Genomic DNA, 21227 nt, shown 5'->3' with positions numbered 1-21227 from the left:
GCATTTCTATTATCTGTCCAACTTACCAGAGTCTGATTCGGTCTTCCGGCTTTTTGTACAGCTTATCACCCGGCTGCACATCGAAGGCCTGGTACCAGGCATCCATGTTTACCGGAGCGCCTATGGTTCTGTATTCTCCCGGCGAGTGCGGGTCGGTCAGGATGTACTGGGCTGCTGTTTCAGGCAAAATATTGCCGCGCCATACCTGTGCCCATGACAGGAAGAAACGCTGATCCGGCGTAAAGCCGTCAATTTTCTCGTTCGACTGTCCTTGTTTGGTCATTTTAAAGGCTTCGTAGGCTGCATTCAGGCCGCCCAGGTCGCCGATGTTTTCGCCCAGCGTCAGTTTGCCGTTTACGTGAATCGTGTCGAGCACGGTGTAGGCATCGTACTGCTCCTGCAGGGTTTTGGCTTTCGCTTTAAAACGGGCCAGGTCTTCCGGTGTCCACCAGTTGCGCAGGGTGCCGTCTTTGTCGTACTGGCTGCCGGAGTCGTCGAAGCCGTGCGAAATTTCATGGCCGATCACAGCACCTATGCCGCCATAGTTCACCGCATCGTCGGCGTTCGGGTCGAAGAACGGGAACTGCAGGATACCGGCTGGAAACACGATTTCGTTCATTACAGGACTGTAGTAAGCATTCACAGTTGGGGTAGTCATGCCCCACTTGGTTCTGTCGACCGGTTTGCCCAGCTGGCCCACCATATCGCTGTAGGCCCACTTGTTGGCATTCCGCACGTTCTGGAAAAAGGTGTTGCGTTTGATCTCCAGGCCCTCATACGTATTCCATTTTTCAGGGTAACCCACCTTTGGACGGAATGCATGCAGCTTCGCAAGCGCCTTCTCTTTTGTTTCAGCGCTCATCCAGTCCAGGTTGTTAATTCGGATTTCGTACGTTTTGATCAGGTTAGCAATCATTTCTTCCATACGGGCCTTGGCCTCCGGCTTAAAGTGCTTCTGTACATAAATCTGGCCCAGCAGCTCGCCAATGGCACCATCCGTCAGCGAGGACATGCGCTGCCAGCGGGGCGTCGGCACCTTCTGCCCGGTGAGTGCCTGCGTGTAAGCAAAATTGGCATCTACAAATGGGGCGCTCAGGTAAGGAGCAGCCGATTTCAGCACGTTCCACTGCAGGTAGGTCTGCCAGTCGGCAACAGGGGTGTTGGTGAGCAGGCTGTTCAGTTCGGTAAAGAATTTCGGGTTATTTACGAGCACCGTATCCTGCCCGGTTACCTGCATTTTCGCCATCAGCGGTTTCCAGTCTATAGCAGGAGTGGTTTTGGTGAAAGCAGCAACAGAAAATTTATTGTAGGTTTTATGCGGATCGCGCATCTCTACCCGTGGCATCTGGGCTGTCGCCAGTGCTTTTTCTATGTTAAATACAGTTTCGGCGTTTTTAGCAGCCGTAGCCTCCGGTACACCGGTTAGCTTAAATAGCGTAGTCACGTAAGTTTTAAATGCCTGCTGAATTTTCTGGCTGCGGGCATCGTCTTTCAGGTAGTAGTCGCGGTCGGGCAGCGTAGTGCCGCCCTGGCTGAACTGCGGTACCATCGTCTCGACGTCTTTCCGGTCCTGGCCCACATAAAAACCGAACAGGGGAGAGCCGGCCCCTACAGTGCGCATGTAAGCGGCTTCGTTCAGCACGTCATTCATGTTTTTCACGGAACCCGCCCGTTTCAGATCGGCTTTGATAGGCTTGTAGCCCAGCTTCTCAATGGTGGCGCTGTCCATACCGGCGGCATAAAAGTCGCCCACCCGCTGCTCCAGCGATCCTTTCGGCGCATTTTTCTGGCTGGCCGATTCGTTCAGGATGGTTCTGACGGCATTGATGTTGAAGTCGCGCAGTTCGTTAAAGCTACCCCAGCGGGTTTCCTTGGCGGGTACCGGGTTTGTCTTTAACCAGATACCATTGGCATAGCGGTAGAAATCGTCGCCCGGCTTCACGCTAAGGTCCATGTTGGACTTGTCGATAAAAATTTTGCGTTCGGCGGAAGGTATGCCAGGGTGTGAAACAGATTGTGCAGCTTGCTGTGCAGCGGCCTCTACCGAAATGAAGGCTGCTGCTCCAAAGAGAATCAGTTTTAAATGGTTTTTCCAGTTCGACCTGGTTCCAGGGATCTTCTGTAATTGCATAAATTGTAGATGTAGTTTTGTAAGGTCAGGGGCTCCCGGCTCTGAGCCGGAAGTGATGATTGTCCTGCAAATTTAATGCTAAAACCTGAAATTTCCGTTTTGAGTTTCTTTTTCGGGTTGATAAACACCAGGATGGTTCGCAGAAAAGGCAAGCGGATGTTCTAAGTTTTTGATAGTTATCTATTTATGAATTTGCAGGGATAAAACCAGGAACAGACTGTCAGGCCAGGAGCAGGTATCCTGTGTTAAACCGGTTGTAAAATTGTCCCGGATTTTCCGCAGCTTCAGGAGAAAGGCTGGTGATAAAATGACGGATTTCGGTACCCTTATGCGTGGTTTACGTACTACAAGCAACAGTTTCGGCACGTTTGTTTTACGCTTACAAGTTCAACGTCCTAATGTACAAAAGCCTGTTTGGTAAACACATCAGTGAAAACTTCAAAGAAAGTAAGCCACGCCTGCTGACCAGGACAGACAACCTGCTCTTTTTGCTCAGCATAGTCGGTTTGCTGGTTTTTCTCTATGATTTTGGGTTCGTGCACAGTGTCTGGGGCAAGAGTATGTTGCGCCATTATTACGGCATTCATGCACTGGCTATTTTCTCTGTTCTCACCTTCCGGTTATTTCTGATGAAGAAACTTGGCCGGGCCAGAACCTGGTTTTGGGTGGAGTATGTCCTGATCCTGCTGCTGGTGGCCGGTATGTTAGTATCTTTTTTTTCGGATCAGTTTTATTTCGGGCACACCCGCTTCGAGCAGTTTATCAAGGAGAACTTTTTCACGATCGGGGTCAACTTCTATGTTTTCCTGATCGAGCTTTCCAAGCGTTCCGTTAACCTCTACCACATGCGCTTTAACCCGGCGCTGCTGTTTGTGGCTAGCTTTATCGTGCTCATTTTTATAGGTACCGGGCTCCTGATGCTGCCCAAGGCAACGGTGGGGGGCATTAGCCCGCTCGACGCGCTTTTTACCGCTGCCAGTGCCGTTTGTGTTACAGGACTGATTGTAGTGGATACCGCCACTTTTTTTACTACGTTCGGCAAAGTGGTTATCCTGCTTATGATACAGGTGGGCGGACTGGGCATTATGACGTTTACCAGTTTCCTGGCCATGTTTTTCCAGCAGTCGTCTTCCTTTAACAACCAGCTGTTTATGCAGGACCTGATAAACGAAGAAAAGCTTGGGAATACCATGCGCACTGTGGGCAAAATTGTGGGCGTCACGCTTGCCGTCGAAGCGGTTGGCGCCTGCCTGATTTATGCAACCATCAGCCCGGCTCCTTTCGACGGGATTCACGACCGGGCCGGGTTTGCCATCTTTCATGCCATCTCCGCTTTCTGTAATGCCGGTTTTTCAACACTTACCGATGGTTTGTACGATACCGGTTTACGGTATAACTACCATTTTCAGCTGGTCATCATGCTGCTCGTCATCATTGGCGGCTTAGGTTTTCCGATCATGTTCAACCTCTACCGGTATATGAAGCAGGTGATCAACAACCGGCTGCGGCAGCTGCGGTACCAGGAGCCGTATGTGCACACCTCGCGGGTGGTTAATGTCAATTCCAAGATCGTACTTATTACAACGGCGGTGTTGCTGGTGGGAGGCACCATCGTTTATTTTATGACGGAATACGACAGTACCCTGCGCGGCCACTCCGGCTACGGCAAGTTCATCACCTCGCTTTTTGGCGCCGTTACCCCCCGTACTGCCGGTTTCAACACCGTGGATATGACGCAGCTTACCTTGCCTATTGTACTGGTATACCTGCTGCTGATGTGGATAGGCGCCTCGCCGGGATCAACAGGTGGCGGTATCAAAACGACCACCATTGCCCTTGCCGTGCTCAACGCCTTCAGCATCACGCGCGGTAAAGACAGGGTAGAAGCCTTCAGCCGCGAGATTTCGAGCAAATCGGTTCGGCAGGCCTTTGCCGTTATGTTGTTGTCCATCCTGGTTATCGGGCTTGCTACGCTGGCCATTGCCTTTTTCGAACGGGATATTCCTTTGATCTCAGTGGCATTCGAAGCCTTTTCTGCCTTCAGCACCGTTGGGCTGACCCTGGGGATCACCGGCGATTTAAGTACAGGCAGCAAAGTGGTTATCATTATCACGATGTTCCTGGGCCGCGTCGGCATTTTTACACTCATTGCCAGCCTTCTGACAAAAGTCAGCGCCATGCATCATCAATATCCTTCAGAGAGTATCATCATCACATAAACCAATATATGTATTCATGAAATTTATCGTCATAGGTTTGGGATATTTTGGCTCCTCGCTCTCCATGAAACTCACCGAAATGGGGCATGAGGTCATTGCCGTGGACAATGACATGGAGAAAGTAACGCAGTTTAAGGACCAGATCACGCATACCGTTTGCCTGGACGCCCAAAGCATGCAGGCCCTTTCTACGCTGCCGCTCAACGATACCGACATTGTGCTGGTCGGGATTGGCGAGGACTTTGGCGCCTCGGTGATGGCAGTGGCGAACCTGAAGCAGCTACAGGTGAAAAAGCTCATCGGACGGGCCATTTCGCCGCTGCACCAGACGGTGCTGGAGGCGATCGGGGTTGATAAAATTATCAGCCCGGAAGCCGAATCGGCGGACCGGCTGGCGAAAAGCCTGGAGATAAAAGGCGTAGTCGATTCTTTTGACCTGACAGAAGATTACAACATTATCGAAGCCACCGTACCCGAAAAATATGTCGGGCAAACGGTACAGGAGCTAAACGTAAGAAAGCGGTATTGCATTAATATTCTCACCATAATCCGGATGCTGGAAGGGAAGAATTTTTTCGGCAGAATACAGAGAAAGCCCACGGCTATTGGCGTAGTCACGCCCGAAACCGTTTTAGAGCATGCCGACGTTCTGGTGATGTTCGGGAAGATGGACGATATCGATAAGTTTCTGCAGGAGTAACCAGGCGATCACGAATGAAATTATCCTTACCTGCTCTCACCGCCTTACTTTTGAACTTCACATTGGTAGCCAATGCGCAGAATGCCGATTCGGTGCGCCAGGATGCCGGAAGTAAACCTTTCGCGATCAGCGGGGCGGTGGATGTTTACTATGCCTATGATATTTCCAAACCTCCGGGCAACAACCGGGCCTTTACCACCCAGGCTTTCCGGCACAACGAGTTTAACCTGAACTGGGGATTTTTGCAGGCGCATTACGAATCGGATAAAATTCGCGCCACTTTTGGCGTGCACACCGGTACTTATGTGCAGGCCAACTACGCCGCCGAACCAAACGACCTGACCAGGCTGATCGCCCAGGCTCACGCGGGGGTAAAGCTGGGAGAGGGGCTGTGGCTGGATATGGGTATTCTGCCCTCGCATATCGGCTACGAGTCTACTTTTTCGGGCGATAACGAAATCTATACCCGCGCCCTGATGGCCGAAAATTCGCCCTATTACGAAACAGGCGCCCGGCTGACGGCTGAACTGTCGGAGCAGCTGACGCTGAAACTGCTGGTGCTGAATGGCTGGCAGATTATCCGGGAGACAAACCAGGCCAAGTCGCTCGGGTTCAGCATGGCCTGGCAGCCGACGGAGCAGCTGAAACTGAGCTACAACAACTACTATGGCAACGAAGCGCCCGACGGCATGAAGGCGCAGCGCAGGTTCTTTCATAATTTTTATGCCAGCTATGCCCTCACCGGACCTCTTAAACTGGCAGCCAGTGCCGATTACGGACGGCAGCGACTCCTGGGCAGTACCCGCAAACGGAACTGGTATGCAGCACTGCTTCTGGCGCAGTACCAGGTTAGCACGAAACTAGCAGTTGCCGGCAGGGTGGAACATTACAACGACAAGGACCAGGTTATTATCACGACCTACACCGCCAATGGTTTCCAGACCTCCAGCGCCTCCCTCAACCTGGATTATGCGCCTGCAAAACAGTTGCTGCTCCGGCTGGAAGCAAGAGGATATGATTCGAAAGATGAGGTGTTCCGCGGAGAAGATCAGGTTCGGGATAAAAACGCCCTGCTGGTCACGTCCATGTCGTACAGGTTTTAGCAGGTACTTTTTTGCTTTCGCCTGATAGCTAAAAGTTTTGTATCAGAACGAAACCAAGGGATAGCGCACAGAAATGCTAAGGTTTAATCTGCTATTTGGTACTAAAACATCCGTGTCATCCTTTAATCCGGTAAATCTGTGGTTCAGAAAATGATGCTGCAGCTGCCACCATAGCCTCTGCTCTTCCCTGCAAATGAACTTTCTGCCTTTTTACTTCCTGGTGTAGCAAGCGGGCTGCTACGGCGACTTGTCCTGCTGCTCCTTCAGCATTTTTTCTTCCTCTTCCTCCATTTTCAGCAGTGCCTTGGAAGGTGGGCTTGCCAGGGCCTGCTGCATATCGTATTCTTCAATCTGTTGCATGACCAGCCGCGCCTGCTGCACCAGCGACTGAAACAGGCGGCGGTGAATTCTGCTCTGGGGCAGGTACTCCGGGTGCCACTGCACACCAATCATAAAGTCCTGAACCGTATGCTCGATTGCCTGCACTACCTGGTTGTCCTCCCGGGCTACTATGGCGATGGCTTCGCCCGGATCTTTTACGGCCTGGTTGTGCAGCGCATTCACCTCCAGTTGCGGCACACATAAGATGTCGGCCAGTTTGCTGCCGGGTTTTATATTCACCGTTTTCACCGGGAAAATACTGGCAGGGTTGGGCTCTTCGGTATAAAAGGCGCTCAGGCTTTTGTAGAGGGTGCCGCCAAAGTAAACGTTCAGCAGCTGCGAACCGCGGCAGATGCCCAACACCGGCAAACCTTTTTTTACGGCCTGGTCGATCAGCTGGAACTCCAGGTGGTCGCGGCGCCTGTCCAGGGTGAACTTGAGTTTCAGGCTGAACAGCTTTCGCACAAAAAAGAGTGTGGGGTAATACAGCCAGCTGAAAAAGCGGCCGACCCGCTGGAAAATGTTCTTCTTGGGCTGGCGGATCGTTCGCCTGAGGTATTCTTCAATTACATGCTCCTGCTCGTAGGTAGTGGGGTCTACATCGGCGCCACCGCCCACAACCAGGGCTTGCAGTCCGTCGGCGGTCCGGGGCCTGGAGGGCGTAATGCGAACTGGTTTCCCGCCTGCCATACGCACAGCGAGTGCCGTGAAAAACCAGGCAACGCCACCGCCCCGGTCTGGCCCGGTAATGCCGATGGTCGCCCGGTTGCGGTTTATTTTAAACTTCTTTCTCAGGTTAACCATTTTTCAATTCTTTTGGTCCACTTGCTGTCAAACCCGATGAGCGTGCCTGCTTTGATACCCAGGTACTCCGTACTCAGCTGCGCAATTCCTTCCGGGTCGTTTGCCAGTTCCTCCACCGCTACCCAGTTGTTCCACTCCTGGGCCAGCGACCAGTCCGGCTGCGAAACAGAGCTGTTGGGCAGCCGGTAATGGAATGTTTCCCGGGGCTTCACCTTGCCTATATCTTTGTAAGTGGAAAGAATGTCTTTTTTTAAGGCTGCAAACAGCGGGTACATATCCAGTGGCCGGTTCCGGTTCGGGCTGAAGCGATGGTAATGGTCGATCAGGATAGCCAGGTCCGGATGATAGGCAGGTGAAAGCACGAGCGTTGCATAGGCCTCGGGATAGGGGGCAATAAAGGGGCTTACCCGCCGCGCCAGGTCGGTATCGCCTACCTGCAGCAGCCAGGGGTAAAGCAGTAAAAAAGCTCGCAGGTACCTTAAAATAGTTTCCGTATCGGTAGCAGGTGTTTCGATGTTGATATGGGTGCCGAAGGCATTGGTCGGGAAAGCTTTTGTTCCTTCCGCATGGTGCTCGTACAGGGCTTGGCGCAGCTTTTCGAACTGCCCGATCTGGGTGCAGGGAACGGGAGGCGTCGCAATCTCGTAAGGGAAAATTTTGCCGACGATGCCTTCCAGCAGTAGTTCCACATCATCTTCGAGGGTGCCGTTACCTGTTTTTACATCTTCTAAATTGATGTTGAACTTCTCAAACACCTTTCGGTAATTCTTCTCGGTCAGGAGCGTTAAGTCAAATTCTACCGTAAAATCACCCAGCGAGGTGCCCACTACTTTCTGGTGGAAGCGGTTCTGCGGCTCCACCCGTCCGCCATACAGCTGCTGGATCAGCTGTACAGACTCGGCGATGCCAAGGTTCGAGAACTCCAGTTCAAACCCAACCGTGCGCAGGTTTCCTTTTTCGTTGTACAGCAATGGTAACGACTTGAATTGCATATATTGTAGCTATAAACCCTAGTTAAAACGCAGAATCACAGCTGCTGTTTTGGTTTTGCAGTTAAAGTTCTGCTGCACCTGCCACCACAGCCTCTGCTGCTGAAAAACGAAGTGAATTGGAACGACACCAAACCTCTGTGGCAAGCAGCGCGCTTCCGCTAGCGACAGTGCCTGCTCCGGTTCAAATTAACAGCAGGTAAACCCCCGGCGGCTATATCGGGTATAGAGTAGGGCCGTTTCATTCTGGTTTCCTATAATTCAAAATGGACAATAAAAAAAATGTCATTTCGAACGCAGTGAGAAATCTGAATTATTTCAAGCATTTATGTCAGCACCAGATTTCTCACTGCGTTCGAAATGACACAAAATTTTAGAATGAAACGGCCCTAGGGTATAGAGGACAGCTACAGGACAGGCTTGTTGTACAAACTCCAAAAGATGTTGCCGATGCGGAAATTTTATTTGATCCTTCTTCTTTTCAGTACCGTTGGGTGCGCCAGCAGTAACCTGAACGAGCGGGGCCTGGTGACGGAACAGGCCATGGTCGTTTCAGCGCATCCGCTTGCTTCTGCCGTGGGCGCAGATATTTTGCGGCGTGGCGGCAATGCCGTAGATGCAGCCGTTGCCGTACAGTTTGCGCTGGCCGTGGTGTACCCGGATGCAGGAAACTTAGGCGGTGGCGGTTTCCTGGTGCTGCGGCTCCAGGACCGGCGCATCGATGCGCTGGACTACCGCGAAAAAGCACCGGCGGCAGCGCACCGCAACATGTACTTGAACGAGAAAGGAGAGGTGATAAAAGGACTGAGTGTAAAAGGACACCTGGCGGCGGGCGTGCCCGGTACCGTAGACGGCATGGTGCAGGTGCACGAAAAGTATGGCAGCCTTCCCTGGAGAGAACTGGTGCAGCCAGCGGTACTGCTCGCCGCCAGGGGCTTTCCATTAACAAAGCTCGAAGCGAAAAAGCTGAACGAAAACAGGAAAGATTTTATCCGGTACAGCACGCAACGCCCCGACTTTATCCTGAAAAGCCGCTGGAAGAAAGGAGACACCCTGCGGCTGAAAGAACTGGCCAGCACCCTGGAACGGATCCGGGACAAAGGCAGGGCCGGCTTTTACGAAGGTCCAACGGCCCAACTGATCGTTGCTGAAATGCAGCGTGGTAAGGGGCTGATCAGCAAAGCAGATTTACAGAACTACAGTGCGGTCTGGCGCAGTCCGCTTACCGGGACTTACAAGGATTATACGGTTATATCGATGCCGCCCCCTTCCAGCGGCGGACTGGCGCTGCTGCAGTTGCTAACCATCACATCTGATTACCCGGTAGCCGATTGGGGCTGGAATACAACCAAAACGGCTCATTTCATGATTGAAGCCGAACGCCGGGTGTATGCCGACCGGGCAAAACACCTCGGCGACCCGGACTTTTACCAGGTTCCGGTAGCAGGCCTGCTCGATAAAACCTACCTGAAAAGGCGCATGTGTAATTTCTCGCTGAAGCACGCCACAGACAGCGATGACATTGCGCCGGGAGAACCGGGTCCTCCGGAAGCAAAACATACCACGCACTATTCCATCGTAGACCAGCAGGGCAATGCTGTTTCCGTTACCACCACCCTGAACAGCAGCTTCGGGTCCAAAGTATTTGTGGGCGGTGCGGGTTTCCTGCTCAACAACGAAATGGATGATTTCAGTATCAAACCCGGGCACCCCAATACGTACGGCCTGCTTGGGGGCGATGCCAACGCCGTAGAATCCGGTAAGCGCATGCTCAGTTCCATGACCCCCACCATTCTCGAAAAGGACGGGAACCTGTTTATGGTGGTGGGTAGTCCCGGCGGTTCCACGATTATAACCTCCGTTTACCAGACCATCCTGAACGTGACAGCACACAATTTGCCCATGCAGGGGGCCGTAAATGCAGGCAGGTTTCATCACCAGTGGGAGCCGGATGTGGTTCTGGCCGAGAAAAAAGCCTTCACACTGGGCCGGTTCCTGGGCCTGTGGTGGAAAGGCCACAAGGTCATTCCCTTATCCCGCACCATTGGGCGGGTAGATGCCATTTTAGTACTGCCCGACGGTAAACTGGAAGGAGGAGCCGACCCGCGCGGCGACGATGCGGCAGCGGGGTTTTGACAACAGCCACCACAGCCGCTGCACTTTGCTTTGCTGCCGGGTGGCTGTTGTTTTAAGCGCTGCTAGTTTAAAACCTCTTTGGTGCTGCCGCACTTCAGCATTTTAGCGCCAAAATAGGGGTTGCTTATTTCTTTGCTGCTGCTCAGCCAGTAGCCGCCTTTGTTGTTGAGGGCCATCGGGCAGTGCTGGTAGTACAGCGTATTTTCTGTAGCATCAAACGCTTTGGTCAGGGCAAACACAGCTTCGGAAAGTCCTTCCAGTTGCTCCCGTTGTGTCTTGATGTCGCCGGTGCTGGCTATTCCGGAGGCCGTTTTCCTGATCTTCTCGGTGTGCTCCTGGGCAAAGTCTTTCTGGTCGGCGTCCTGTAAAGAGGCTAGCGGTAAGGCTTTAGCGGTTGCAGCAATGGTGTTGGCAGCTTTTTTGGCAGCGGTGGCATCGGAAGCTACCAGGGCGTCTTTTACGTTCATGTACTGGTCCAGCAGCTGTGCGAGCTGCTTTTTAAATGCAGCATCAGCAGCGGAATAATCCGGGGCGTTTACTACAACGCCTGCTGCCGTTGCTGGTTGGTCATGTGGCATCCCTTCAGGATGTGCATCATGATGGTCGTCGTTATGAGCCATCCCTTCATGGTGCTCGTGTGCCTGCTCATTTGCAGTGGTGGAGTTGTCTGCTGAGCAGGAAACTGTAAACAGCATGGTTACAGCAGTGGCAACTAATGATAACTTCTTCATTTTTTTGATATATAAAGGGTTGAAAATGGGTTTCTTTTTAAGCATGGTTTCAATGCACATGCGATTGAACCGGGGCAGGTGCCTCCGTTTTGTCTCTTGCCTGCTGCTGCCCCTGCCGGTACGTTTCTTCGGTGTCGCCGCAGGATAACATGGATTGCCCGAAGTAGGGGTTGCGGATTTCTTTCTGTTCGCTGAGCCAGTAAGCGCCCTGGTCGCCGAACACCATCGGGCAGGATTGCTTGTAGGCGACCTCCTTGTTGATGCCGAACAGCTCCACCGCCTCTATCAATAGGTCGGAGAGGGGCGAAAAGGCGATGCGCTGTTTCTCGATGTCCTGGTTTTTCTGAATAGACTCCGCATTCAGGCGCAGGGCCGGCAGAAGTTTCATCCAGCGGGCGTGGGTGTTGCCTTCCAGCAGGCTCATGTCTACTTTGTCCAGAGCTTCCAGGAAATTTCCAGCTGCGGTTCGGGCAGCTGCCACATCCGAAGCGACCAGGTCGTTTTTAATCTTAAAATAGCGGTCAGCCAGCACGGTCAGCTGCTCCTGGAACGCTTCGGGAACAGCTAAGGCTTTGGAGACAGGAGCAGACATCATGCTGTAGTTGCCGGTAAGCTGGGCGGCGGCATCCACGGAAAACACCCCGTTTGTCACTACCTCGTCGCCTTCGCTCAACCCTGATTGCACCAGGTACGAGTCGCCTACCTGTGGCCCCAGCGTTACCTCGCGCATCTCGAAGGCTGGTCGCTCGCTGTCTTGTACTTTGGTGTACACTACCGAGCGCTTGCCCGTCCAGAGCACGGCGGTGCGCGGCACGGACAGGGCATTTTCTTTTACAGCTGACGGCGTTTTGATGGTGGCGTTCACGAACATGCCGGGCTTAAGCTGGTTATTCGGGTTGGCGACCTCGGCACGTACCTGTACAGACCGCGTACCGGCATCGAGCACGGGCGTTACAAACGATACTTTGGCGGTAAACTCCTTGCCCGGAATGCTGGGCACGGTAAAGGTAAGCGGGGCGCCTTCCTTCAGCCAGGCCAGGTCCTGCTGGTACGCATCCAGCACGACCCACACTTCGGATAGATTGGCCACGGTTGCCAGCACTGTTCCGGTGTTCACATAATCGCCTACGGCTGCAGACAATTCGGTCACTACGCCCGAAACCGAAGCATAAATATCGAAACTGGTGATAAGCTCCTTGCTGTTTTCGATGCGCTGCATCTGGCTGTTGGAGATGCCCCAGAGCCTGAGTTTGGTTTTGGCGGCTTCGTAGAGTTCCGGCAACAATTCTCTGGATTTTGCCGCTTCCTGCAGCTCCCGCTGTGCCGTGATAAGTTCAGGCGAATAGACCGATGCCAGCCGCTGTCCCTTTTGTACCTGCTGTCCTGTAAAATTCACGTATAGCCGCTCGATGCGTCCCGGGAATTTGGCCGTAATGGAGGATACTTTCTGCTCGTTGAGTTGTACCGTGCCGGCCAGCTCCAGCTCATTTGCCGCACTGGCAGTTCCGAGCCGGGTGGTCTGGATGTTGGCTAAGGCCACTGCTTCGGGTGTCATCTCCAGCACATACGGGTTGACTTCGCCCTTGCTGTCTGCTTTTGTAACCGGTATGAGTTCCATGCCGCAGATAGGGCACAGCCCCGGCTCGTTCTGCCGTATCTGCGGGTGCATGGAGCAGGTGTATTCGGTTGCAGCTGCCGTATCGGCGGCATGGTCATGTACTTCTTCTGTTGACCGGGTGCCGAACAGGAGCCAGCCCAGCAGCAATCCGCCCAGGGCTACCAGGATGTAAGTGGCAATTCTTTTATTTCGTGTTGTCATGATTTCCTGCAAAAAGTTGTGTATTCATTAAGCGGCTGATAGCATGTACAGCTGTGTGCTGGTTGGTGATGGCCTCCAGTTGCTGCTGGCGGTAACTTAGCACAGCCTGCCGCTGGCGCAGTATCTCCTCGATGCCGGTGCCCGCAACGGAATAATTGGTCGTGAGTAAGCGGATGGCCTGCTCATTCAGTTGTAACTGGTCTTTGAGCAGTTCCAGGTTGCTGGTGGCGCGCTGGTAGTTGTAAAGCTGCATTTCCAGCTCCGTGAACAGCTGCCGTTCGGCGGCTTCTTTCTGGTACAGCGCTGCCTGTTGCGCATAGGCTGCTTCCTTTTTCAGGGCATTGTATTTTTTGCGGTAAATGGGCAGCGTGACTGTTACCATCGGCATCACCATGTTATCGCCCCCCATGGGCATCTGGGTCATTTCATCGGTCCGGGGCTTGAGCACCATGTAGTTCAGGCCAAGGCCAATCATGGGGCGGCCCATGAGCCGGGCCATCCGCAGCTGTGCTTCCCGTGCTTTTTCATCCCATTCATACATCTTCAGCATGGGGTGGTTCTGCCGGATGGAATCCTGTATAAGCGACAAGGAAGCGGGTAGCGCAGCAGGCAACAGCGTATCCGCTACGACAATGGGGCTGTCGGGCTGCCGGTTGAGCAGGTTGTTGAAGGCTACCACCAGTGGTCTTCTGGAGTCGCGCAGCAGTTGCAGCCGGTTCTCCATATCCTTTACCTGCACCCGTATCAGAATCACGTCGACCATCGAGCTGCCCGATGTTGCCATGGTGGACATGCCGCCTCCCATGTTCGCACCGCCGCCCGCACCGGCAGGCGCAGGGCTGCTGCTTCCTGAACCGCCGCCCATTCCTGCCATGCCCGAAGCGCCTGTGCCGGCGGAGCTGCTGTTCATGCTTCCTGTTGCAGCACCCGTACGTGGCCTGGCTGTGCCGGAAGCGCCACCTACCGGGGCTGTCTGGTATTTAGCCAGCGCAATCCGCTCCAGCGACTGCAGTATGGCCAGCTCTTTTTCAAGCAATTTCATTTCCTCTTCTGTTTCGTACAGGTTTAACCAGGTCGTCTGCACGTCGTAGTAAAGATTGATTTTAGCTTCTGTAAAGCCGGCGAACTTCATCAGCGCCATGTAACTGGCCTCGTCTTTGGCGGCTTCCAGCGAACCAAACCACGGGAACATCTGCATGACCGCCACGTCGCCCACCTGGTAGCCCATAAAGCGCTCCATCGGCTTCAGGAAGAAGTTGAAAGTCGCCTCCGGGTCCGGGAGCGTGCCTACCTGTGGCACTTTTTCAAGCGCGGCCTGGTACTCGGCATACCGCGCCTTCAGCAGCGGGTTGTTTTCCCCGGCTGCTACCAGGTACTCCTCCAGGGTCTGCGCCTGCCCGAATGAAGACAGCACCAGGAGAAGAAGTAAAATTATCGGTATCTTTTTCATGTTATTACTGCTGTTATTTTTTGTGTTATCCTCTAAAGGATAATCTATGATGATAAGTTGTCTGTACATCAGGTAAACTATCAGCACCTGCATCCGTTTCTGTAGGGACAGGTCGCGACCTGTCCGAATCGTTCCCGAATTTCACCTGCAGGACCAATCATTCCCGTGCACGATTGGCTCACAGCCGATTGGACAGGTCGCGACCTGTCCCTACACATTCCCTTTCTTTAACTTCAACTCCTCCCGCCAGCTGTAGAGCACCGGTACGATAAACAGCGTAATCAGCGCAACGGTCATGCCGCCGAACGTAGGAATCGCCATGGGCACCATGATGTCGGAGCCGCGGCCAGTGGAGGTGAGGACTGGGAGCAGCGCCAGCAGGGTGGTGGCTGTCGTCATGAGGCAGGGGAGCACGCGGCGTTTTCCGGCTTCCAGCACAGCTTCGCGTACGGCTGCTCTGCTGCCGGGCTGGTTGCTTTCGAAGCTTTGTTTCAGATACGTACCAATCACGACGCCGTCGTCGGTGGCGATGCCGAACAGGGCGATAAAACCAACCCACACGGCCACGCTCAGGTTGAAGGTGCGCATCTGGAAAAGCTCCCGCAGGTTAAAATCTCCCAGGCCTACATTCAGAAACCAGTCCTGCCCGTAAAGCCAGAGCATCAGGAATCCACCTGAAAAGGCCATGGCGATGGACGAGAAAATAAACAGCGTGGTGGTCACCGACCGGAACTGGAAGTAGAGTATCAGGAAGATGATGATAAGGCTCAGCGGAATGACAATGGCCAGCCGCTGCTCGGCCCGCACCTGGTTCTCATAACTTCCGGAAAACTTGTAGCTCACACCGGCAGGCACCACTAACTCTCCCGCTGCTATCTTCTGGTTCAGGTAGCGCTGCGCATCCTCCACCACCGACACCTCGGCAAAACCGTCACGCTTGTCGAACAGCACGTAGCCGGTGAGGAAGGAGTTTTCGCCGCGAATCATCATCGGGCCCGGACGGTACACCACTTCGGCAATCTCACCCAGCGGAACCTGTGCCCCGGTGGCAGTGGCGACCATGATGTTGTTGACTGCCTCCGGTTCGTTGCGGAACTCGCGGGCGTAACGGGCCCTGATGGCGTAGCGTTCACGCCCTTCCACGGTGGTAGTCAGGGCCATGCCGCCCATGGCCACTTCGATGTACTCCTGCACATCCGACACATTCAGCCCATAACGACCCATCGCCTTGCGGTTCAGTTCAACTTCCATGTAAGGCTTGCCGAGCGAGCGGTCGGCATATACGGCTTCTGCTTTTACGGAAGGTACTTCTTTCAGGAAGCGCTCCAGTTCCAGGCTGAAGTCTTCGATGGTTTCCAGGTCCGGACCATACACTTTCAGCCCCATCGGAGCCCGCATACCCGTCTGCAGCATCACGAGGCGCGTCTCGATGGGCTGCAGTTTGGGAGCGGAGGTAACACCCGGAATGTTGGCTGCTGCTACAATTTCTTCCCAGATGTCGTCAGGGCTTTGGATGTGGTCGCGCCACTGGCGGTAATATTCGCCTCGCTTGTCCGGCACCAGGTTGCCTGCGGCATCCCGTACGAACTCGCCGTCTTCTACCTTAAACCGAATTTTTTGACCGCTGGCGTCGGTGATGTATTCCGACTTGTACTGGATGATATTTTCGTACATCGACATAGGCGCAGGGTCCAGGGCGGTTTCGGCTCGACCGGCTTTGCCCACTACCACTTCTACTTCCGGAATGGCCGTGATGAGCATGTCGAGCTGCTGCACAATGCGTTTGTTGGCTTCCACACCGGCATGCGGCATGGCAGTAGGCATGAGCAGGAAAGCGCCTTCGTCGAGCGAGGGCATAAACTCTTTGCCCATGCCCGGGAACGTATGCGCCAGACCGCTCCAGACGGAGGTGGTGCGGATGTTATAACCTGTTTTATCGATGCCACCGGCAAACCAGCCGAACAGGCTGTTAAAGCCGACCCACGAAAGCAGCCCCAGCAGCATGATGAAAGCCGGAATAGCCAGGAATTTTCCTTTGTTGGCCAGGCACCACAGCAGCAGGCGCGGGTATGCCCGCAGGAACAGCGAAAAAGCGCCCAGAATCAGGCCAATCACCAACAGGATGAACAGGAAGTTTACAACCAAGCCCACCGAAACGCCCAGTGGCATCCACTGCGAAGCCAGCAGCCAACCCACGGCCAGCACCGCAATAGCGACCATGACATTCGTATGATACCTCCCGTAGCGCTCTGGCCGGTAGTAGTTCAGCAGGTTGTTGGCGGCAATTAACATGAGTGTGATGCCCGCCAGCGGCAGCAGGAAAGTGGCCATAACTCCCAGCCCCAGCAGCACCCAGTTGAGAATTTTGGACCAGAAAGGGCCTTTTCCACGGAAGCCTAAAATGCTATGCGCAAAGGCCGGCATGATGAGAATGGTAAACACGAGCGAAGCCAGCAGGGCAAAGGTTTTGGTAAAAGCCAGCGGCCCGAACAGCTTGCCTTCTGCTGCTTCCATGGTAAACACCGGCAGGAAGCTGACAATGGTCGTAGAGACTGCCGTGATGATAGCAGTGGCTACTTCGGTGGTGGCGATGTACACCGTTTTCAGGACCGGCTGCCCCGGCGGCGCTTCGTCGAGGTGCCGCAGGATGTTCTCGTTCAGGATGATGCCTAAATCCACCATCGTACCAATGGCAATCGCGATACCCGACAGGGCCACGATGTTGGCATCCACATGAAAGTAGCGCATCATGATAAAGGTCATGAGCACGGCCAGCGGGAGCAAAGCCGAGATAAGCAGCGAGGCCCGCAGGTTGTACACCATCACGATAATCACGATAATGGTGATGAGTATCTGCAGCAGGATGGCTTCGTTGAGCGTGCCCAGCGTTTCGTTGATGAGCTGCGTGCGGTCGTAGAACGGCACCACGGTTACTTTGGAAGTGCGTCCGTCGGCCAGCTTTTTGGAAGGCAGACCGGGCGCAATTTCAGCCAACTTCTCCTTCAGGTTATTGATAACGGCCAGCGGGTTATCGCCATACCGGGCAATCACTACGCCACCCACCGCTTCGGCACCGCTTTTATCGAGGATGCCCAGCATGGAGCGGTCGGCGGGGCCGATGTTCACGCGGGCGATGTCGCGGATGCGGATGGGCACATTGTTAGCCACGCGCACCACGGCTTCTTCTATGTCACTTATATTTTCGACATAGCCCAGGCCGCGCACCAGGTATTCCGCCTGGTTTATTTCCACGGTGTTGGCGCCCACGTCCTGGTTGCTGTTCTGGAGCGCCGTCATCACGTCCATCATCGAGACGTTGTTCACGCGCATGGCGTTCGGGTCGAGATCTACCTGGTATTCTTTGATATACCCGCCAACCGAGGCTACTTCGGCTACTCCCTCAGCGCCCGAAAGGGCATAGCGGACATAGAAATCCTGGATGGTGCGCAGCTCGTGCAGGTCCCAGCCACCGGCAGGTTTGCCGTTTTCGTCGCGGCCTTCCAGGGTGTACCAGTACACCTGCCCCAGCGCGGTGGCGTCCGGCCCTAATTTCGGTGTTACCTCTTCCGGCAGCAGGTCGGCAGGCAGGGAGTTTAGTTTTTCAAGAATGCGGGAGCGGCTCCAGTAGTATTCTACGTCCTCGTCGAAAATGACATAGATGCTCGAGAAGCCAAACATGGAGGTAGAGCGGATGGTTTTTACACCCGGCATCCCCAGCAGCGAGGTGGTGAGCGGGTAGGTAATCTGGTCTTCCACGTCCTGCGGGGAGCGGCCCATCCACTCGGTAAAAATAATCTGCTGGTTCTCGCCAATGTCCGGGATGGCATCGACGGGCACCGGGTCGCGGGGTAAAAACGACACGTTCCAGTTAAAAGGAGCCGTAACGATACCCCAGCCTACAATGAGCAGCAACAGCAACACGGTTACGAGTTTCTGCTCCAGGAAAAATTTGATAATACTATTTAACATGCTTTCTTCGATTGAATAGTAGGAATACCTGCAGCCGGAAAGGCAGCAAAAAACCGGGCCTGCTCCGAACATGGCGGAGAGGCAGAAATCGAAAAAAGCGGTATTAAATCAGGAAGGACTGCACCAGCACGGGAATATCGCGCGCCAGCGGGGGAGAAGAATAGTGGGCAAAGGCAGGCTTAAGGGCCACCTGCTGTTCAAAAAGGTGCAGGATAACGGCACTGAAAGCCGCAATAAACTTAATGTCGGGCTGCTTGAGGAGCAGTTTGGCTTCAGCATCGGCAGCTACATCGTGGCTCTGCAGCACAAAGGTATGGTCGTCGCAGCAGTCAGCATTGGAACCGTCGTCCGGTACCTGGTGGCAGGGCGGCAGCGTTTCTTTTTGCTGCTGCTCCATGGGGCAGTCGCTTTTGCCGCCCAGCAGGCTGATGTCACGTAACTCGCCGCCACACAAATGCATGCCCACCGAGATGCCTGTCGAGGAGACGAGCACCAGCAGCGTGAGGGTTAGCAGTATGAAGCGGCGAACGAAGTTCATTAGCTGTGATAACAGGTTTACTTAATGCAAAGGTAAGAACTTTCTTTTTGGGAGGTTTACAAATTTACCTGTAAGTTTTACAGATTTTCTGCAGGAATAGTTGCAGTAGCTGAGCAGCAGTGGCTGTGGTGGCAGGTGCAGCAGGCTTTTTTGTCTGAACCGCTGATTCTTTTGATTTAAATGATTTCTGTGATTTTCTGTTTGTCTGAAGCAGGATTTACGGGATTTTAGGATTTTCAGGATTAGGGTTGTCTGAGCAAATTGTCTGAACAAGATTAAGAAGATTTAAGGAATAACAGGATTGTATTTGTTTGTGGTTCGTGCAGGAGACGCGGGCACCGCGTCTCTACAGCCATCCAACCTCTCTACCATTCTGGTACAGGGTTGAAAATCTTCAACCTCTACAAAACTTCTACTTTTCTACCTCTTTACCTCTTAAACTCTCTAACTCCCTAACTTTCTAACTCCTAAACTCCAAAACTCTCTAACTCCCAAACTCCCAAACTTTCTAACTTTCCCTAGCTTTCTTCTCTGCCAGTTTCAGGGCTTCGTAGGCGTTTACCACGCCGCCGGTGCGGGAGAGGTTGGAGAATTTTGTTTTCTTTTTGCTTTTCGTGTCTTCGCTGTTGGGGTAATAGACTTTTAAACGGGGGTAGGTGGTGCAGGAATGGAGCAGGATTTCCTTTAGCTCTACCGCCGTCAGTTCAGGATAGTGCGACCATACGAGTGCAGCCACGCCCGATACCACCGGGCCCGCAAAGCTGGTGCCGTCCATTTGCCCGTACTGGTTATCAGGTGACAACGCGACGATATCGACACCGGGAGCGAACAGGTCTACGCTTTCTTTGCCGTAGTTGGAGAACACCGCGCAGAATGTTTTGTCTGCCAGCCGGGAAACTGCGCCTACTTCCAGCCAGTTTTTTACGCTGGTACCGTCGCTTAATTTTCTGTTCGGGTAAAATGCTTCCTGGTCAACATTCTTTGCGTCGTTACCGGCGGCATGCACCAGCAGCACGTTTTTTTCTTCTGCATATTTCACCGCCTCGTCCACAAACTTTTTCTGAGGGGAGAATGCTTTCCCGAAGCTCATGTTGATGATGTTGGCGCCGTTGTCTACGGCATAGCGAATGGCGAGTGCAATGTCCTTGTCGTATTCATCTCCGTTGGGCACGGCCCGGAGGGCCATGATCCGGATGTCTTCGGCAATGCCGTCGATGCCCACGTTGTTATTTCTTACTCCGCCGATGATGCCGGCAACGGGCGTGCCGTGGTCGGCCCTGGGGCCGGTTACATCGTTGTTGCCGTAGTTGCGGTCGTTCAGGTCCTGGGGGTTATCGGCTAAAATGGTTCTGTGGTTGCGCTTCAGGTTAAGGTGCTCCTCCAGGTACAGGTTGTTCATCTTTTTGGCCTTTTGCAGATCCTCTTTGGTGAAGCCCATGTCATACCTGCCCAGCAGCCACTTCCGGGCGCTCAGCACCTGCGGATCCCGGGAGGTAATGCCTTTTATGTCCTCCAGCGTTACCTCCTCCTTGCCCAGATGATGGGCAAGGATGGCTTCGCACCGGTTTAAATACTGCTCAAAATTCTCGAGGTTGGCTTTCGTTTTCTGCTGTTCGGTATACTCCTTTACAAAGGCATCGCGGCACTGCAGGTAAGTTTTGTATTCCGCCTGCTCGTGGGCCGGTACTTCTTTTATAGATTTGATGCTTCTGTATTTCGGCGTCAGTTCCCGCAAAATACGGACATACTCGTACGTTTCGTATTGCACATTTTCCCCGTTACTGTTCCCCAGGAAGCCCCAGCCGTGTATATCGTCCACATAGCCGTTGTTATCGTCGTCGATTCCGTTACCCGGAATTTCGTTCGGGTTTGTCCAGATTTTGCCCTGCAGCTCCGTGTGCTTAATGTCGATGCCACTGTCGATAACGGCCACGACCACGGTTTTCTTTGGTTTGCGGTTTTGCAGCAGTTCGTTGTAGGCACGGTTTACGCCCACCCCGTGAATCTTGTCCTGAGAGGCATCCTTGTTGTACCAGTTCAGGAGGCTTTCATCGAAAGAAGCCACCGAAGAGACAGCATCGGGTTGTGCAGCTGCGATGTTTAACATGCCGCTGACAACGAAGGCAGCAGCAGTGGTGCTTAAAAAGCGATTATACTTTTTTTTCATATGTAGTGATGAGCACATAGTAGTAGCTGAACTAAATGCAGGCGAGCAGGTTTTCCCGGTATATGTATGCTGCCAAGTAGTTTGAAATAT

Annotated in this window: 13 protein-coding genes; 4 read left to right on the top strand and 9 right to left on the bottom strand. The window is 53.5% G+C overall.

The annotated features are described in order from the left end of the window. Positions 1-22 precede the first annotated feature (22 nt). Positions 23-1954, bottom strand: a complete 1932-nt coding sequence (locus DCW36_RS15900) for a M13 family metallopeptidase (RefSeq protein ID WP_205702955.1) — start codon at positions 1952-1954, stop codon at positions 23-25. 575 nt (positions 1955-2529) lie between these two features. On the opposite strand from DCW36_RS15900, the gene DCW36_RS15895 reads away from it, so the two are divergent. From DCW36_RS15895 to DCW36_RS15885, 3 genes are read left to right on the top strand one after another with little or no spacing between them, the layout of a single operon-like run. After that, positions 2530-4350 (top strand): TrkH family potassium uptake protein, encoded by a 1821-nt coding sequence (locus DCW36_RS15895; RefSeq protein ID WP_114781345.1) that lies wholly within the window; start codon positions 2530-2532, stop codon positions 4348-4350. Positions 4351-4366: 16 nt separating this feature from the next. Then, positions 4367-5050, top strand: coding sequence for a potassium channel family protein (locus tag DCW36_RS15890; RefSeq protein ID WP_114781257.1), 684 nt, complete (start codon positions 4367-4369; stop codon positions 5048-5050). Positions 5051-5064: 14 nt separating this feature from the next. Beyond that, positions 5065-6153, top strand: a complete 1089-nt coding sequence (locus DCW36_RS15885) for a porin (RefSeq protein WP_114781256.1) — start codon at positions 5065-5067, stop codon at positions 6151-6153. A gap of 237 nt (positions 6154-6390) precedes the next feature. Here the strand turns inward: DCW36_RS15885 and DCW36_RS15880 are convergent, their stop codons facing one another. Together DCW36_RS15880 and DCW36_RS15875 are read right to left on the bottom strand one after the other, a co-directional pair. After that, positions 6391-7338: a gamma-glutamyl-gamma-aminobutyrate hydrolase family protein gene (locus DCW36_RS15880; RefSeq protein WP_114781255.1), complete on the bottom strand. Its 948-nt coding sequence runs from the start codon at positions 7336-7338 to the stop codon at positions 6391-6393. Further along, a complete protein-coding gene (locus DCW36_RS15875) occupies positions 7326-8330 on the bottom strand; it encodes an amidoligase family protein (RefSeq protein WP_114781254.1) in 1005 nt (334 codons plus the stop codon). The genes DCW36_RS15880 and DCW36_RS15875 overlap by 13 nt, the downstream gene beginning before the upstream one ends. 447 nt (positions 8331-8777) lie before the next feature. On the opposite strand from DCW36_RS15875, the gene ggt reads away from it, so the two are divergent. Beyond that, complete coding sequence (ggt, locus tag DCW36_RS15870) at positions 8778-10463, top strand: gamma-glutamyltransferase (protein WP_205702950.1); 1686 nt, start codon at positions 8778-8780, stop codon at positions 10461-10463. A 62-nt stretch (positions 10464-10525) separates the two neighbouring features. On the opposite strand, the gene DCW36_RS15865 is transcribed toward ggt, so the two are convergent. From DCW36_RS15865 to DCW36_RS15840, 6 genes are all read right to left on the bottom strand, one after another. Continuing rightward, a complete protein-coding gene (locus tag DCW36_RS15865) occupies positions 10526-11194 on the bottom strand; it encodes a DUF3347 domain-containing protein (RefSeq protein WP_114781343.1) in 669 nt (222 codons plus the stop codon). 49 nt (positions 11195-11243) lie between these two features. Beyond that, the gene (locus DCW36_RS15860) at positions 11244-13013 is read right to left on the bottom strand and encodes an efflux RND transporter periplasmic adaptor subunit (protein WP_114781253.1); all 1770 of its coding nucleotides are present in this window, start codon (positions 13011-13013) and stop codon (positions 11244-11246) included. Then, complete coding sequence (locus DCW36_RS15855; RefSeq protein WP_114781342.1) at positions 12997-14463, bottom strand: TolC family protein; 1467 nt, start codon at positions 14461-14463, stop codon at positions 12997-12999. The genes DCW36_RS15860 and DCW36_RS15855 overlap by 17 nt, the downstream gene beginning before the upstream one ends. Positions 14464-14673: 210 nt before the next feature. Then, complete coding sequence (locus DCW36_RS15850; RefSeq protein ID WP_114781252.1) at positions 14674-18432, bottom strand: efflux RND transporter permease subunit; 3759 nt, start codon at positions 18430-18432, stop codon at positions 14674-14676. Between the two features lie 103 nt (positions 18433-18535). Beyond that, positions 18536-18970, bottom strand: a complete 435-nt coding sequence (locus DCW36_RS15845) for an HYC_CC_PP family protein (protein ID WP_114781251.1) — start codon at positions 18968-18970, stop codon at positions 18536-18538. A 508-nt stretch (positions 18971-19478) separates the two neighbouring features. Next, on the bottom strand, positions 19479-21137 hold the full coding sequence (locus DCW36_RS15840; protein ID WP_164891158.1) for a S8 family peptidase: 1659 nt from the start codon (positions 21135-21137) through the stop codon (positions 19479-19481). Positions 21138-21227 lie beyond the last annotated feature (90 nt).

The organism is Botryobacter ruber (genome assembly GCF_003347595.2).
In the GTDB taxonomy this organism is placed as follows: Bacteria; Bacteroidota; Bacteroidia; order Cytophagales; family Hymenobacteraceae; genus Pontibacter; species Pontibacter ruber_A.
This window is presented reverse-complemented; position numbering and strand designations above follow the sequence as displayed.

What these genes read in the sequence shown, in the direction of transcription:
- DCW36_RS15850 (WP_114781252.1), bottom strand. Translation starts at nt 18,432, where the DNA reads ATGTTAAATAGTATTATCAAATTTTTCCTGGAGCAGAAACTCGTAACC.
- DCW36_RS15890 (WP_114781257.1), top strand. Translation starts at nt 4,367, where the DNA reads ATGAAATTTATCGTCATAGGTTTGGGATATTTTGGCTCCTCGCTCTCC.
- DCW36_RS15845 (WP_114781251.1), bottom strand. Translation starts at nt 18,970, where the DNA reads ATGAACTTCGTTCGCCGCTTCATACTGCTAACCCTCACGCTGCTGGTG.
- DCW36_RS15855 (WP_114781342.1), bottom strand. Translation starts at nt 14,463, where the DNA reads ATGAAAAAGATACCGATAATTTTACTTCTTCTCCTGGTGCTGTCTTCA.
- DCW36_RS15875 (WP_114781254.1), bottom strand. Translation starts at nt 8,330, where the DNA reads ATGCAATTCAAGTCGTTACCATTGCTGTACAACGAAAAAGGAAACCTG.
- DCW36_RS15895 (WP_114781345.1), top strand. Translation starts at nt 2,530, where the DNA reads ATGTACAAAAGCCTGTTTGGTAAACACATCAGTGAAAACTTCAAAGAA.
- DCW36_RS15860 (WP_114781253.1), bottom strand. Translation starts at nt 13,013, where the DNA reads ATGACAACACGAAATAAAAGAATTGCCACTTACATCCTGGTAGCCCTG.
- DCW36_RS15840 (WP_164891158.1), bottom strand. Translation starts at nt 21,137, where the DNA reads ATGAAAAAAAAGTATAATCGCTTTTTAAGCACCACTGCTGCTGCCTTC.
- DCW36_RS15900 (WP_205702955.1), bottom strand. Translation starts at nt 1,954, where the DNA reads ATGGACCTTAGCGTGAAGCCGGGCGACGATTTCTACCGCTATGCCAAT.
- ggt (WP_205702950.1), top strand. Translation starts at nt 8,778, where the DNA reads ATGCGGAAATTTTATTTGATCCTTCTTCTTTTCAGTACCGTTGGGTGC.
- DCW36_RS15865 (WP_114781343.1), bottom strand. Translation starts at nt 11,194, where the DNA reads ATGAAGAAGTTATCATTAGTTGCCACTGCTGTAACCATGCTGTTTACA.
- DCW36_RS15880 (WP_114781255.1), bottom strand. Translation starts at nt 7,338, where the DNA reads ATGGTTAACCTGAGAAAGAAGTTTAAAATAAACCGCAACCGGGCGACC.
- DCW36_RS15885 (WP_114781256.1), top strand. Translation starts at nt 5,065, where the DNA reads ATGAAATTATCCTTACCTGCTCTCACCGCCTTACTTTTGAACTTCACA.